This window comes from Micromonospora sp. NPDC003816, from assembly GCF_042874705.1.
Lineage (GTDB): Bacteria > Actinomycetota > Actinomycetes > Mycobacteriales > Micromonosporaceae > Micromonospora.
Map to the genome: position 1 here is coordinate 57,596 of NZ_JBIANP010000007.1, position 15,029 is coordinate 72,624.

The window sequence follows — 15,029 nt, forward strand, 5'->3', positions numbered from 1 at the left end:
CAGATCCCCACCAGGCCGAGCCGACCCAGTCAGGCAAACCAGGTCGGGTTTCCGGCAGGCCCGACCCGCGCAGGGATCAAGCCTGACCGCCCGGAGCGGGTCGGGCCTGCCGGAAACCCCACCCCACACGGGTCGGTCCTGCCGGAAACCCCACCCCGGCGGCGAAAACCAGAACCCCAACCGGAAATCTACGAAACCTCCACACCCGCCCGCTGTGCTGAACCAGTCAACAGTCCCCGCCCGGCCACCCGGGCGGTCAGGTGTGGAGGAACGAGATGAACCCGGCCCAGTCGTCGTCGCCCGGCGAGGTCCAGGAGGTCGACGTCGTCATCGTCGGGTGTGGTCCGGTCGGTGCGCTGGCCGCGAACCTGCTCGGGATGCGGGGCGTCCGCACGCTCGTCGTCGAGCGGAGCACCGCACCGCACGGCCAGCCACGCGCGTTCTCCTGCGACGACGAGGCGCTGCGCATCTATCAGCAGGCCGGTCTGCTCGACCGGATCGTCGGCGACCTGCACCAACCGGTACGCGCCGACTACGTCAACGCCGCCGGCCGGCGGTTCGCCACCATCGCCTTCGACGAGGTGGACTTCGGGTTCGGGCACGCGCCGCTGAACTTCTTCGACCAGCCGTTGCTGGAGCAGGCTCTGCGTACCGGGCTGGAGCGGTTCGACCACGTGACGCTGCGTCTCGGCACGGAACTGGTCGACCTGCGGCAGGACGAGGGCGGGGCCGACCTGGTGTTGCGGGACGTGGTCGCCGACCGGTCGTACCCGGTGCGGGCCCGGTTCGTGCTCGGCTGCGACGGTGCCCGGAGCACCACCCGCACGGCGGTGCGGATCCCGCTCGCCGGCGCGAGTTACGCCGAGCCGTGGCTGGCGGTCTCCGGGGACGTGGCGTCGGACGGGATCCGGGCGCCGCACACCACCTTCGTCTGCGACTGGCGGCGTCCGGCGTTCGTCTCACCCGGGTCGCGGGGCAGTTACCGGGCGGAGTTCATGCTCCAGCCGGGCGAGACCGAGGACGACATGCGGCAACCGGCGAAGATCGCCGAGCTGGTGTCGCCGTACGTGGACCCGGACCGCTTCACCGTCACCCGCGCCGTGGTGTACACGTTCCACCATCTCATCGCCACCCGGTGGCGGGAGGGACGGGTGTTCCTGCTGGGCGACGCCGCGCACCAGATGCCGCCGTTCCTCGGGCAGGGGCTGTGCAGCGGACTGCGGGACGCGGCGAACCTGACCTGGAAACTGGCGCTGGTGCTGGCCGGCGAGGCCGACCCGGCGCTGCTCGACACGTACGAGACGGAACGTCGGCCGCACACGGCGGCGATGGCGGAAACGAGCGTCCGCCTGGGTCGGGTGTTCCTGGCCCGTAGTCGCCGGGCCGCGTGGGTACGCGACAGCGTGCTGCGGGCCGTGCAGACCGTGCCCCGGGTACGCCGTTTCGTGCGGCACTTCGAGTTCAAGCCGCTGCCCGCGTACGCGCGTGGGCTGTTCGCCGGCGGCCGGCGCGACGGTGCCGTCGGGACGATGTTCCCGCAGCCCCGGGTGGCTGTCGGCGGCGATCCGACGCCCCGCCTGCTCGACGATCTGCTCGGCGACGGCTTCGCGCTGGTCGGGCGTACCCTGCCGGCGGAACCGCCCCGCCTGCCGGGGCCGGCGCGGTCCGTCGTGACGCATCCGGCCGGCACCGATCCGGCGCGCCTGCCGGCGGGCGACGATGCCCGGGTCCACGTCGTCGATCTGGACGGAACGGTCGACGCCTGGCTGCGGCGGCACCGGGCGGACGTCGTGGTGCTGCGGCCGGACCGGTTCGTCTTCGCCGCCGCCGGGAGCGACGGCCTGGACGAGGTGACCCGCACGCTCGCGGTCGACCTGGGTGCGACCGCCTCCCGCCAGCCCACCGGCTAGACCGCACGGCGGCACCGGACGCGGGCGGCGCGGATCCGTCCCCCGCTCGCTCCTGCCGGTCGGTGTTCCGGGACGGGCCGGTGACGTGCCAGGATGCGGCCATGCGTGCCGTGATCTTCGACGAGTTCGGTGCCCCGCCGCAGGTCCGCGACGTGCCGGACCCGACGCCACCGGCGGGTGGCGCGGTCGTGCGGGTCGAGGCGACCGGGTTGTGCCGCAGCGACTGGCACGGCTGGCAGGGACACGATCCGGACGTCGTCGTGCCGCACGTACCCGGGCACGAGTTCGCCGGTGTCGTCACCGCCGTCGGCGACGGCGTGCGGGGCTGGCGACCGGGTGACCGGGTGACCGCGCCCTTCGTCTGCGCCTGCGGGCGGTGCCCGTCGTGCCAGGCGGGCGACCAGCAGGTCTGCGAGCGGCAGAGCCAGCCCGGTTTCACGCACTGGGGCTCGTTCGCCGAGTACGTGACCGTGCGCGACGCCGACGTCAACCTGGTCCGGCTCCCCGACGAGCTGGATTTCCCGGCCGCCGCCGCGCTCGGCTGCCGCTTCGCCACCGCGTTCCGGGCCGTGGTCGGGCAGGGACGGGTCGCGGCCGGCGAGTGGGTGGCCGTGCACGGCTGCGGCGGGGTGGGGCTGTCGGCGGTGATGATCGCGCTGGCGTGCGGGGCCCGGGTGGTGGCGGTCGACGTCGCCCCCGGTGCGCTCGACCTCGCCCGGCGCCTCGGTGCGGCGGTCTGTCTGGACGGGCGCACCCTGGACGGGCCGGACGCGGTGGCCGAGGCGGTCCGGGCGGCGACCGGCGGCGGCGCGCACCTGTCCCTGGACGCGCTCGGCAGCCACGCCACCTGCACCGCCTCGGTCCGGAGCCTGCGTCGCCGGGGGCGGCACGTGCAGGTGGGGCTGCTGCCCGCCGCCTTGGGACACCCGGTCGTGCCGATGGACCTCGTGATCGCGTACGAGTTGGAGCTGCGTGGCAGTCACGGCATGCCGGCGCACGCCTATCCGGAGTTGCTCCGGCTCGTGACCGCCGGGGTGCTGCGTCCGGCCGCGTTGGTCACCCGCACGATCGGTCTCGCCGACGTACCGCACGCACTGGCCACCATGGACGGTCCGACCGGTGGCGGGATGTGCCTGATCCGACCCTGACACCGGCCGACGCCGCCCGCCGTTCGCCCAGGGTCAGCGCGACGACGGCACCGAGCAGCACCGCCGATCCGACGGTGGCCGCCGGGGTGAGCCGTTCGTCGAGGAACAGCACCGCGATGACCGCGGCGGTGACCGGCTCGACCAGGGCGATCACCGACGCGGTGGTCGCCCGGATCGAGACCAGGCCGGCGAAGAACAGCGCGTACGCCAGCGCGGTGGGCACCGCACCGAGGTAGGCGAGCAGACCCAGCACCCGGCCGACGTCGCCCGCCGTGGGCAGGATCCCCTCGATCAACGCCAGGGGCAGCAGGCAGAGCATCCCCACCGTGAAGCCGCCCAACGCGGTCGTGCCGGCGGCTGCCCCGATGCCGTCCCGGCCACGCTTGCGGTGCAGCAGGGTGACCATGGCGTACCCGGTGGCGGAGAGCAACGCGTAGGCCAGACCGCGCAGCGGGGCGGATGCCGTACCCGCGCCGCCGCCGCCGACGAGGAGCAGCAGTCCGATCAGCGCGGAGGCCACGGTGAGGGCACCGGTGCGCCCCAACCGCTCCCCCATCGTCAGCCGGGATCCGACGGCGATCAGCACCGGCCCGGAGCCGAGGGTCACCACGGTGGCGACCGCCAGTCCGGCGTACCCGACGGCGGCGAAGTAGGCGGTCTGGTAGACGGCCAGACCGATGCCGGTGGTCACCAGCGTGCGCCAGCGATCGCCCGGTCGGCCCGGACGCCGCCGGCGGAGCACCAGATGCCCGGCGGCGAGCAGCAGGACGCCGCCCGCGAACCGCCAGAAGGAGACCGCGACGGGCCCCATTCCGCTGATGTCGTAGAGGATCGCGGCGACCGCTCCGCCGGTCCCCCAGGCGACCGCCGCGATGAGGATGTACGAGACTCCCCGTCCCACGGACGGGGGCATGGTGGTGTGCACAGGATTCTCCGTTGTCGTCACCGCCCGGGCAGCACGGACGCCCCCGGGCTCGAATCGTCAGAGCCGGGTCGGCGAGAACGCCGTTACCGGGTGGGTGGTGGCGACACGACGGAGAAGGTCACCGGCGCAGCGTACCGCCCGGTCCGCACACGGGCCGCTACCGGCGGTGAGGGATCCGCCTCCGACCGCGCGGCATCGCCGCACATCTATTGACAAACGTAGTTAACAGTCAGAGTCTGAGAGAGCGCTCTCTCACACCGTGTCACCACCGAACGGAGGAGTACCCGTGGTTGTCCGAAGAAGACTGCTGGCGGTCGCCGCCGCCCTGATCACCGCTGTCCCGACCGCGCTCGTCGCCACCGCACCCGCCCAGGCCGTCGGCCCGGCGTTGCTGCCCGTCACCGTCACCAACAACACCGGCCGGTCCGGAGCCGTCCACGTGTACGTCATCGGCGTGCAGCTCTCCTCCGGCCGACTCGGCTACGTCAACCAGGCCGGCACGTTCATCCCCTGGTCCGGCGGACAGATCCCACCGTCGCCCGCGCCCGACGCCTCGATCCCCGGTCCGACCAACGGCGCCAACACCACCGTCCGCTTCCCGCGCGGCTTCTCCGGCCGGGTCTACTTCTCCTTCGGCGAGAAGCTCAAGTTCTTCCTCACCCCGACCGGCCTGGTGCAGCCCGCCCCGTGGGCGGCCGGCGACGCCAACCGCGACATCCTGTTCGACTGGAGCGAGTTCACCTACAACGACGCCGGGCTCTGGCTCAACAGCTCCCAGGTGGACATGTTCGCGGTGCCGCACGCGGTCACCGTGACCGGCGCCAACGGCGTCACCAAGCGGACCGGCGACGTCGTCGCCAACGGCCGCACCGCGATCATCAACGGCGTACGGTCCCAGTCCGGCTGGGCGAACACCGTGTACACCCGCTCCGACGGCACCGTGCTGCGGGTCCTGGCACCGGGCAAGGCTGCCGGGGCGGGCCTGTTCAGCAGCACCTACCTGGACTCCTACATCGCGTCGGCGTGGAACGCGTACACCAGCCGCACGCTGACCGTGGTGCCCTTCGGCGACCGGCCCGACGTCCGTTACTTCGGGCGCACCTCGGGCCGGGTGATGACCTTCACCAACAGCGCCGGACAGGTCGTCGCCTCGTTCAACCGCCCCTCGTCGGCGAGTGTGTGGGGCTGTGACGGCGACCTGCCCGCCCCCAACGACCAGGTGGTCGGGCCGATCTCCCGGACGCTATGCGCCGCGCTGAACCGGGGCACCCTCGGCACCATCCACACCCAGCCCAGCACCAACGCCGCCGAGTTCTACCGCAGCAACCCGACCAACCAGTACGCCCGAATCATCCACGCCAACATGCGCGACGGTAAGGCGTACGCCTTCGCCTTCGACGACGTCGGCGCCTTCGAGTCGCTCGTGCACGACGGCGACCCGCGCGCCGCCGGCCTGGTCCTCAGCCCGTTCTGATCCCGACCGACGCTCAGGTGGGTGGAGTTGTTGTCGTCCCAGCGACAACAACTCCACCCACCTCCACTCAGTCGACGTCCGGGGCCGGTACCTCGCGCAGGCCGTCGCCGTCGAGGCGCAGCCACCGTCGTACGCCGATGGCGTGCAGGAAGCGCTCGTCGTGGCTGACCACCACGAACGCGCCCCGGTAGGCGTTCAGCGCGTTCTCCAACTGGCCCACGCTGACCAGGTCCAGGTTGTTGGTGGGTTCGTCGAGCAGCAGCAGGTGCGGGGCGGGTTGGGCGTAGAGGACGCAGGCGAGGGTGGCCCGCAACCGTTCACCTCCGGAGAGCACGCCCACCGGCAACTGGGCCCGGGCGCCCCGGAACAGGAAGCGGGCCAGCAGGTTCAACCGCTGCGACTGCGGTCGCTCCGGGGCGTACGCGGCGAGGTTCTCCGCCACCGTCCGGTCGAGGTCGAGCAGGTCCAGCCGCTGCGACAGGTACGCCATCCGGCCGTCTGCCCGACGCACCTGCCCACCCTCGGACGCGGTCTGGCCGGTCACCAAGCGCAGCACCGTGGACTTGCCGACGCCGTTCGGACCGGTGAGCGCGATCCGTTCCGGGCCGCGGATGGTCAGCTCCAGACCGTCGCCGGGGAACAACGGTCGGCCGTCGTACCGCACCTGCATCCGCTGCCCCTCGACGAGCGTCCGGCCGGCGGGCACGTCGGTCTCCGGCAGGTCCAGCGTGAGTGCCTGGTCGTCGCGCAGACCCCGGCTGGCCTCGTCGAGGCGTCCCTGCGCGTCGCTGACGCGGCTGGCGTGCGCCTGCTGGGCCCGGCCGGCCGACTCCTGCGCGCTGCGTTTGAGTCCACCCGCGACGATCCGGGCCAGGCCGGCGTTGCCGAGGTTACGCGCGGCGTTCCCGGCCCGGCGTTCGGCCCGTTCCCGGGCCTGCTGCATCTCCCGCTTCTCCCGCTTGACCTCCAACTCGGCGCTGCGCACGGTGCGCTCGGCCAGCTCCCGGGCAGCCTGGGCGGCCTCCTGGTAGGCGGTGAAGTTGCCGCCGAACAACCGGAGCTGCCCGCCGTCGAGTTCGGCGATGCGGTCCATCCGGTCCAGCAGCATCCGGTCGTGGCTGACCAGCAACAGGCAGCCGGACCAGTTCTCCAGCACCGAGTACAGCCGGTGCCGGGCGTCGACGTCGAGGTTGTTGGTGGGTTCGTCGAGCAGCAGCACGTCGGGGCGGCGCAGCAACTGCGCGGCCAGGCCGAGGGAGACGACCTGCCCGCCGCTGAGCGTGTGCAGCGGCCGGTCGAGCGCCACCCCGTCCAGACCGAGCCGGTCGAGTTCGACGCGGCTGCGCTCCTCGACGTCCCAGTCGTCGCCGACGACGGTGAAGTTCTCCTCGCCGGCGTCGCCGGCCTCGATCGCCCGGAGCGCCGCGATGGTCGGGGCGACGCCCAGCACCTCGGCGACGGTCAGCTCACCGGCGAGCGGAAGGTTCTGCGGCAGATAGCCGAGCACGCCCTCGACCGTCACGCCACCGCCGGTGGGGGTCAGCTCACCGGCGATCAGGCGCAGCAGGGTCGACTTGCCGGCGCCGTTCGGCGCGACCAGGCCGGTGCGGCCGGGCGGCACGGTGAACGACAGGTCCCGGAACACGGGGGTGTCGTCGGGCCAGGAGAAGGAGAGGTTGGTGCAGACGACGCAGACGTCGGACATCACAGTGAGACCTCGGGAGGAAGGCCGGGACGCAACCGGCGCCCCGGTCGGACAGACAGGGCGGTGACATGACAGGCCGCCCCGGCAGTGGCCGGTCGGCGGCGGGGCCGCTCACCCCGAGATGTCGTCGTCCCCCGACAGCATGTCGCGCTCCTCGTCGCAGATCGCGCGGCTGACCCGCGCTCCGCCAGCCTAACAACTTCGCGGTACGGCCGCGCACGTCAATTCCGCAGACGTCGGGCCGTCAGCGGCGGTCGCTACCCACCGGTTCGCGAATGCGTGAGCACGCCGATCAGTCCGGTCGGCGGGGCGGGGACGGCGGGGCGTGGAGGTGGCTGGCGAGCACCACCAGCAGCTCGAATCGGGTCGCCGGGTCGTCGAGGTCGGCGCCGTACAACTCGCGCAGGCGCTTGAGCCGGTAGCTGACCGTCTGCGGGTGGACGAACAGTTCGGCGGCGACCTCGGCCCGCGAGCCCCAGTGCCGCAGCCAGGAGTGCAGGGTGACCAGCAGGTTGTCCCGCTGGGCCGGGCGCAGGTCGGCCAGCGGCGCCAGCCGTCGGGCGCTGAGCACCGCCAGGGCGCCGGGTTCGCCACGCAGGGTCAGCGGGATCAGGTGGTCGTCGGCGAAGACCGGGCCGGGGTCGGGGCCGACCAGGCCGGCGGCCAGCTCGGCGAGGCGTACGGCGGCCGGCACCTGGGGCCAGTCCAGCGCGGGGCCGACCACGGCGCGTCGACCGGCAAGCGCCTCGGCCAGCGGGGCGCGGGCCGCCCGGGGACCGGCCCGCAGCAGCAGCACCGCGTCCCGGCCGCGCTCGATCACCAGGCCGTCGGCGCCGTACCGGAACCGGGCGTCACGGGCCTGGTCGGGCGGCAGGAGCACGGGCACCACGGTGTCCAGGTCCGGCCAGCCGATCCGGGCGGCTGCCGCCGCCACCGCGCTGGGCATGCCGTCGCCGCGCAGCAGCAGCTCGGCGAGCTGCCGGCGGCGGTCACCCTCGCCGGCCTGCTCGCGCACCTGGAGGGCGTACCCGTCGGTGCTCGCCGCGGCCAGTTCGGCGACGTACGCGCTGACCGCGTCGGAGAGGTCGATGAGTTCCTCGGTGTCGACCGGGCGGAGTCGGGCCAGCGACTGCGAGGCGGTCCGCAGCAGCAGCCGGGCGGCCATCCGCAGGGCCGCGAGCAGGGCCTCCGGCCCCCGGTCCTCGCGGGCCTCGGCGGCACCGAGGGCGACGAAGACCTCCCGGATCCGGGGCGGCAACGCGGGCTCGTCGGTGCCGACCAGGTCGAGGAACCGGTCGAGGGCGACCTGGACGGCGGTGTGCACGTCGCGGACGAACTTGTCGTCGGCGATGCCGGCGAAGGCGGGTGTGGCCTCGGTGACCGCGCCCGCCACGGCGGCAACCGTCGACGGCAGGTACGGACGCATGGAGGCGGCCAGGTCGGCGGGGAGACGCCGCCAGGGGGTGGCGGAGACGGGGGCGTTCACCCGGCCGATTTTGTCACGTCGGGATAAAAGAGCCGCCGATTCTCGCTGCCTACGGGACGGTGCTTCGACCCGTACGTCCGGGCGAGGATGGAGCCCGCCGCCGATCCGACCGAGGAGCGCACCGTGCAGCACCGACTCTCCCGTCAGCACGTGGTCGACATGTGCCGGACGATGCTCGCCCGGGGATATCTCAAGGCCACCGAGGGCAACGTCTCGGTGCGGGTGCCCGGCCACCGGTTGTACGCGGTGACCCCGAGCAACTACGACTACGACCGGATGCGGGTCGAGGACATCTGCCTGGTGGACTTCGACGGCAAGCACGTGCCCGACGGCACCGGCGCCGACCTCAAGCCCTCCATCGAGTGCGGGATGCACGCCAACATCTACCGGGAACGCCCGGACGTCAACGCGATCGTGCACACCCACCAGCCGTACGCGTCGGCGCTGGCCTTCCTGCGCAAGCCGATCCCGGCGCTCACCGACGAGCAGGTGCGCTTCCTCGGCCGGGAGGTGGCGATCATCGACTACGCCCCGTCCGGCACCGGCTTCCTGGCCCGCAACGTGCAGAAGAAGGTGGCCAGCGGCGACAACGCTTTCATCATCGCCAACCACGGCGTGGTGGCCGTCGGCACCGACCCGGACCGGGCGGTGTTCAACATGGCGCTGCTGGAGAAGGTCTCCATCGCGTACCTGCTGGCGTTGACCAGCGAGACGGGCCGGGTCTACACCATCCCGACCGCGATCCGCGAGATCGCCTTCGGCAAGCTGCGCGCCGACGAGAAGCGGATCGCCGCGCAGATCACCGAGGCGGTCGAACCGCTGCGGGTACCCGCCGACGAGGACCTGCCCAGCGCCGACGCGACCGCCGCCGCCCAGACCGCAGCCGCCACCCGGACCGACGCCGGAGCCGAGAACGCCGCCGACGCCGATGCCGGGGCGACTGACGCCCGGGGCGCCGACGAGACCGAGGCGCCGGGTGCGGAGTCCGCCCGGCTCGGGTACGCCATCAGCGAGTACCCCGACGTCGACGACGTGATGCGCCGGCTCAAGGCGCTGACCGCCCAGCCGCTGCGTGGGCTGCGCCACGACGCGATGCTGGACGTGCTGAACTACTTCGAGACCAAGTGCCGGGCCAGCAAGGAGATCACCGACCGGGCCAAGCTACGCATCCCCGGCGGGGTGCAGCACAACCTGGCCTTCAACTACCCGTTCCCGCTGGCGGTCGAGAAGGCCGACGGGGCGTACCTGGTCGACCGGGACGGCAACACCTACATCGACTTCCTCCAGGCCGGCGGGCCGACGATCCTGGGCAGCAACTACGGCCCGGTCAACGAGCGGGTGGCCGAGGTGGTGCGCGCCTCCGGGCCGGTGACCGGCCTGTTCCACGAGTACGAACTCAAGCTCGCCGAGATCATCCACCGGTACATGCCGCACGTGGAGATGTACCGCGCCCTGGGCTCCGGCACCGAGGCGGTGATGGCGGCGGTCCGGGGTGCCCGCGCGTTCACCGGCAAGAAGATGGTGATCAAGGTCGGCGGCGCGTACCACGGCTGGTCCGACACGATGGTGTACGGGCTGCGGGTGCCCGGCACGTACCGGATGAACGCCAAGGGCATCCCGTTCGGCGCGACCAGCCGGACCCGGGAGGCGTTCCCGCACGACCTCGGGCAGCTCAAGCGCAAGCTGGTGGAGAACCGGCTGCGCGGCGGCACGGCGGCGGTGGTGGTGGAACCGGTCGGCCCGGAGTCCGGCACCCGGCCGGCGCCCCGCGACTTCAACGCCGGGGTCCGCGAGCTGTGCGACGAGTTCGGCGCGCTGCTGGTCTTCGACGAGGTGGTCACCGGCTTCCGCCTCGGGCTGGGCGGGGCCGCCGGCTACTTCGGCGTCACCCCGGACCTGACGGTGCTCGGCAAGGCGGTCTCCGGCGGGTACCCGATGGCCGGCGGGGTCGGCGGACGCTCCGACGTGATGGCGGTCTTCGGCTCCGGGCTGGACGGCAAGAGCGGCGCGCACATCCAGGTCGGCGGCACGTTGTCGGCCAACCCGCTCTCCTGCGCGGCCGGGTACTTCGCGATCGAGGAGATGGCGCGCACCAACGCGCCGGTGGTCGCCGGCCGTGCCGGTGACCGGCTGACCCGGGGTCTGCAACGGCTGATCGACACGTACGGCCTGCCGTACGTCGCGTACAACCAGGGGTCGATCGTGCACCTGGAGTGCAGCGGCGTGATGCTGCTGGACATGCGCAACCCGGTGAAGCTGCTGCGCGAGAACAAGGCCCGCAAGCGACTCATGGAGCAGATGGGCGCCGCGTACACCGCGCACGGCATCGTCACGCTGGCCGGCTCCCGGATGTACACCTCGCTGGCCGACACCGACGAGGTGATCGACGACGCGCTGGCCCGGTTCGACCGGGTCTTCGCGCAGGTCGAGGGGGTCTGAGGCGGGTGGTCGCCACGGCACCGCAGATCCTGGCGATCGACCTCGGCACGTCCGGGATGAAGGCCGCCCTGGTCGCCGCCGACGGCACCGTGACCGGCTGGGCCGAACGGCCGGTGCCGCTACACGTGCTGCCCGGCGGCGGCGCCGAGCAGGACCCGGTGGCGTGGTGGACGGCGCTCGGGGAGGTCGCCGCCGAGCTGGGCCGGGCGCATCCGGACCAGATGCGGGCGGTCCGCGCGGTGTGCGCCTCCACGCAGGGCGAGGGCACCATCGCGGTGGACGCCGCCGGGGAGCCGTTGACGCCGTGCATCAGTTGGCTCGACATGCGCGGCGCACCCCACCTGCGTCGACAGTTCGGCGGCTTCCCCGCGTACCAGGGGATGTCGGTGCGCCGCATCGCGCGGTGGCTGCGGCTCACCGGCGGGATGCCCTCGCCCACCGGCAAGGACCCGGCCGCGCACATGCTGCTGGTCCGCGACGAGATGCCGCAGGTGTACGCGCGGACCGCGTCCTTCCTCAACGTGCTGGACTGGATCAACCTGAAGTTGACCGGGCGGACGGTGGCGACCGTCGACTCGATCCTCACCTCGTGGGTGACCGACAACCGGCGGCCCGGCGACATCCGCTACTCCCCCACCCTGGTCGCCGACTGCGGCATCGACGCCGACAAGCTGCCCCCGATCGTGGCCTGCACCGACGTGATCGGCACGCTGACCCCGGCCGCCGCCACGCACCTGGGGTTGCCGGAGTCGGTGGAGGTGGTCGCCGGGGCGATCGACAACACCGCGGCGGCGATCGGCGCGGGCACCACCGGCGACCGCGAACCCCACCTCTACCTGGGCACCTCGTCGTGGATCGCGGCGCACGTCCCGGGCAAGAAGACCGACGTGGCGGCGGGCATCGCCTCGGTGCCCTGCGCCATCGGCGACCGCTACCTGATGACCGCCCTCCAGGCCACCGCCGGGGCCAACCTGACCTGGCTACGGGACAAGATCGTCGAGTACGACGACCCGCTGCTCGCCGCCGGGCACGTCAGCCGGGACGAGGGCACCATCTTCGACGCGTTCGACGCGATCATCCCGACCGTGCCGCCGGGCGCCAACGGCGTGCTCTACACCCCCTGGCTGTACGGCGAACGCGCCCCTGTCGACGACCCGAACCTGCGCGCCGCCTTCCTCAACATCTCGCTCGACACCAACCGCTCCGACCTGCTGCGGGCGGTCTTCGAGGGGGTCGCCCTCAACACCCGCTGGCTGGCCGGGGCGGTGGACCGGTTCCTCGGCGCACGGGTCACCTCGATGGCGATCACCGGCGGCGGCGCGCTGTCGGACTCGTGGTGCCAGATCTTCGCCGACGTGCTCGACGTGGAGATCCGGCGGGACGCCAAGCCGCTGGCGGTCAACGCCCGGGGCGCGGGCTGGATCGGCGCGGTCGGCACCGGACTGCTCACCTTCGCCGACATCCCCGCGCTGATGCGGACCGACCGGGCCTTCACCCCCGACCCGGCGCACCGGGCCACCTACGACGAGATCTTCGCCGACTACCGGGAACTGCACCGCCGACTGGCACCGCTCTACCGACGCCTGAACCGCCCGGACCGGTCCCGCGCCCCCCGAGGCTGACCCGGGCCCACCCGCGCCCGGCGTGAGTGGTGATCAGGGGAAACGGGTGTGTCGGGTGACCGGGTGGGTGAGACTGACGCCATGGTCGACCTCAGGCGGTACGTGGCCGAGTTCATCGGCACATTCCTGCTGGTGTTCCTCGGTGTGGGCAGCGCCGTCGCGGCCCGCGTCGAAGGTGGCGTGGTGGTGGTCGCGCTGTCCTTCGGGTTCGTCATGCTGGCGCTGGTCTACACCATCGGTCAGCTCTCCGGCAGCCACGTGAACCCGGCGGTGACCCTCGGCGTCCTGCTCTCCGGCAAGATCTCGCCGATCGGGGCGGTGGCGTACTGGATCGCCCAGTTCGCCGGTGCCGCGCTGGGCTCGTTCCTGCTCTGGGTGCTGGTCCGCTGGGGCGGCGTGACCGACCAGACGGGTGTACTGGGTGCCAACGGCTACGGCACCCACATCAACGCCGGTGGCGCGATGCTCCTGGAGACCGTCCTGACGTTCCTCTTCGTCCTGGTGGTGCTGGTGGTCGGCAAGCGCAGCACCGACCTGTCCGGCTTCGCCGGCCTGGCCATCGGGATGGCCCTCGCCGTGGCGAACCTGGTCGGTGTGGCGCTGACCGGGGCGGCGGTGAACCCCGCGCGGGCCTTCGGACCGGCGATCTTCGAAGGTGGGACCGCCCTCCGCCAACTCTGGGTGTTCATCGTCTTCCCGCTGCTCGGCGGAGTCCTCGCCGCGCTGGTCGCGCCGCTGGTCGAGCACGGCTCCGGCGTCACCCGGGTCGGTACGCCCCGACCGGCGGGACGCTGAGCGCCCACCTCACCGGTCGGCGCCCATCGGTGCCCGGACCAGCGCGCCGTCGATGTAGCAGTACCGCCAGTCCTCCCCCTCCTCCAGGGAGCGGATCAACGGGTGGCCGGTCTGCCGGTAGTGCTCCTCGGCGTGGTTGTTGACCGAGTCGCTGCAACAACCGACCGCGCCGCAGGTGAGGCACATCCGCAGTTGCACCCAGTCGTCACCGGTCTCCAGGCACTGCGGGCACGCCTCGGCGTCGCTCTCGGTGATCTGGATGCGGTCCAGGTGGGTGCAGGCGGTGCTCATCGTCTCCTCACGGACGTACCGCCAACTGGAGTGCAGCAGCCGGTCCGGGATGACCCGGGCGAGGTAGCGGGAGTTCGCCGCGAGCAGCGGACTCGCCACCGCCAGCACCAGCACGTACAGGGCGATGAAGGGGCCGAGGCGCTCGTCCAGGCCGGCACCGAGGGCGAGGGTGGCCAGGATCAGCGAGAACTCGCCGCGTCCCAGCACCGTCAGGCCGACGTTGGCGGCACCCCGCTGGTTGAGCCCGAACAGCCGCCCGGCGATCAGGCCGGCCAGCACGTTGGTCACGACGGTCAGCGCGACGGCCGCCAGCACCGGCACCGCCACCGCGCCGAAGTCGCCCACGTCGATACTCAGGCCGAAGACCACGAAGAAGACCGCCGCGAAGACGTCCCGCAGCGGCAGCACCAGGCGTTCGGCCCGTTCCCGGATGGGGGTACGGGCCACCACCAGGCCGATCATCAGCGCGCCGATGGCGTCGGAGACGCCGATCTCGGCCGAGATGCCGGCGACCAGCACCACCAGCCCGACCATCAGGACGGCCAGCAACTCGTCCTCGTGGCTGTCGATCAGCTTGCCGACCAGGCGGGCGCCGAACCGGGCCACGGCGAAGAGGAGGACCAGGTACGCGAAGCTCAGCCCGATGCGCAGCGTGAGTTCGCCGGCCGACCCGGCTCCGGAGAGCAACGGCGACAGCAGCGCCAGATAGAGCGCGAGGAAGAGGTCCTCGATCACGATGATGCCGAGGATCACGGGTGTCTCGGCGTTGGCCAGCCGGCGTAACTCGATGAGCAGCTTGGTGACGATGGCCGACGAGGAGATGCCGAGCGCCCCGGCGATCACGAACGCCTCGTAGCCGCCCCAGCCGAGGGCGAGCCCGAAGAGGAGCCCCGCGCCGACGTTCAGGGCGATGTACGCGGCGGCGGCGACGAACAGCCGTTTGCCGCTGCCGAGCACCTGCTCGACCGGGAACTCGACACCCAGGTGGAACAGCAGGAGCACCAGACCGAGGGAGGCCAGCAGGCTGAGGTCCTCGGGGTGGGCGACCAGCACGGGGCCCGGGGTGCCCGGCCCGAACAGGATGCCGGCGAGCATGAAGAACGGCACGGTCGGCAGGTTGATCCGGCGGCCGAAGCGGGCCAGCAACCCGGCGATGAGCACAAGGGCACCGAAGCCCACGAGGTCAGCGTGCACGGTGAGGACTCCTGGAGCGGGCTAGACGGAGCGGAGCGGG

The 15,029-nt window shown here is 72.4% G+C and carries 10 protein-coding genes; 6 read left to right on the forward strand and 4 right to left on the reverse strand.

Annotation, left to right across the window (positions count from 1 at the left end; translation table 11 throughout):
- Positions 1 to 275 precede the first annotated feature (275 nt).
- Both ACFYTT_RS22260 and ACFYTT_RS22265 read left to right on the forward strand, forming a co-directional pair.
- Positions 276 to 1,910, forward strand: a complete 1,635-nt coding sequence (locus tag ACFYTT_RS22260; protein WP_387261758.1) for a bifunctional 3-(3-hydroxy-phenyl)propionate/3-hydroxycinnamic acid hydroxylase — start codon at positions 276 to 278, stop codon at positions 1,908 to 1,910.
- 101 nt (positions 1,911 to 2,011) lie between these two features.
- Positions 2,012 to 3,058 (forward strand): zinc-dependent alcohol dehydrogenase family protein, encoded by a 1,047-nt coding sequence (locus ACFYTT_RS22265; RefSeq protein WP_387261760.1) that lies wholly within the window; start codon positions 2,012 to 2,014, stop codon positions 3,056 to 3,058.
- Here the strand turns inward: ACFYTT_RS22265 and ACFYTT_RS22270 are convergent.
- A complete protein-coding gene (locus ACFYTT_RS22270; RefSeq protein ID WP_387261763.1) occupies positions 2,967 to 3,959 on the reverse strand; it encodes a DMT family transporter in 993 nt (330 codons plus the stop codon). The genes ACFYTT_RS22265 and ACFYTT_RS22270 overlap by 92 nt on opposite strands.
- 310 nt (positions 3,960 to 4,269) lie before the next feature.
- On the opposite strand from ACFYTT_RS22270, the gene ACFYTT_RS22275 reads away from it, so the two are divergent.
- A complete protein-coding gene (locus ACFYTT_RS22275) occupies positions 4,270 to 5,457 on the forward strand; it encodes a beta-1,3-glucanase family protein (RefSeq protein WP_217706018.1) in 1,188 nt (395 codons plus the stop codon).
- 67 nt (positions 5,458 to 5,524) lie between these two features.
- Here the strand turns inward: ACFYTT_RS22275 and ACFYTT_RS22280 are convergent, their stop codons facing one another.
- Complete coding sequence (locus tag ACFYTT_RS22280) at positions 5,525 to 7,162, reverse strand: ABC-F family ATP-binding cassette domain-containing protein (RefSeq protein ID WP_176093986.1); 1,638 nt, start codon at positions 7,160 to 7,162, stop codon at positions 5,525 to 5,527.
- A gap of 292 nt (positions 7,163 to 7,454) precedes the next feature.
- Positions 7,455 to 8,648: a PucR family transcriptional regulator gene (locus tag ACFYTT_RS22285; protein WP_387261767.1), complete on the reverse strand. Its 1,194-nt coding sequence runs from the start codon at positions 8,646 to 8,648 to the stop codon at positions 7,455 to 7,457.
- 123 nt (positions 8,649 to 8,771) lie between these two features.
- Here ACFYTT_RS22285 and ACFYTT_RS22290 point away from each other — a divergent pair, with 123 nt between their 5' ends.
- The 3 genes from ACFYTT_RS22290 to ACFYTT_RS22300 all read left to right on the forward strand — a co-directional run bounded on the left by ACFYTT_RS22290 (position 8,772) and on the right by ACFYTT_RS22300 (position 13,504).
- Positions 8,772 to 11,087, forward strand: a complete 2,316-nt coding sequence (locus ACFYTT_RS22290) for an aminotransferase class III-fold pyridoxal phosphate-dependent enzyme (protein WP_387261770.1) — start codon at positions 8,772 to 8,774, stop codon at positions 11,085 to 11,087.
- Positions 11,088 to 11,092: 5 nt separating this feature from the next.
- On the forward strand, positions 11,093 to 12,709 hold the full coding sequence (locus ACFYTT_RS22295) for an FGGY-family carbohydrate kinase (RefSeq protein WP_387261773.1): 1,617 nt from the start codon (positions 11,093 to 11,095) through the stop codon (positions 12,707 to 12,709).
- Positions 12,710 to 12,772: 63 nt separating this feature from the next.
- Positions 12,773 to 13,504 carry an MIP/aquaporin family protein gene (locus tag ACFYTT_RS22300; RefSeq protein WP_387261776.1) on the forward strand — a complete coding sequence of 244 codons (732 nt, stop codon included), beginning with the start codon at positions 12,773 to 12,775 and terminating at the stop codon, positions 13,502 to 13,504.
- Positions 13,505 to 13,513: 9 nt separating this feature from the next.
- Here the strand turns inward: ACFYTT_RS22300 and ACFYTT_RS22305 are convergent, their stop codons facing one another.
- Positions 13,514 to 14,989: a cation:proton antiporter gene (locus tag ACFYTT_RS22305; protein ID WP_131053760.1), complete on the reverse strand. Its 1,476-nt coding sequence runs from the start codon at positions 14,987 to 14,989 to the stop codon at positions 13,514 to 13,516.
- Positions 14,990 to 15,029 lie beyond the last annotated feature (40 nt).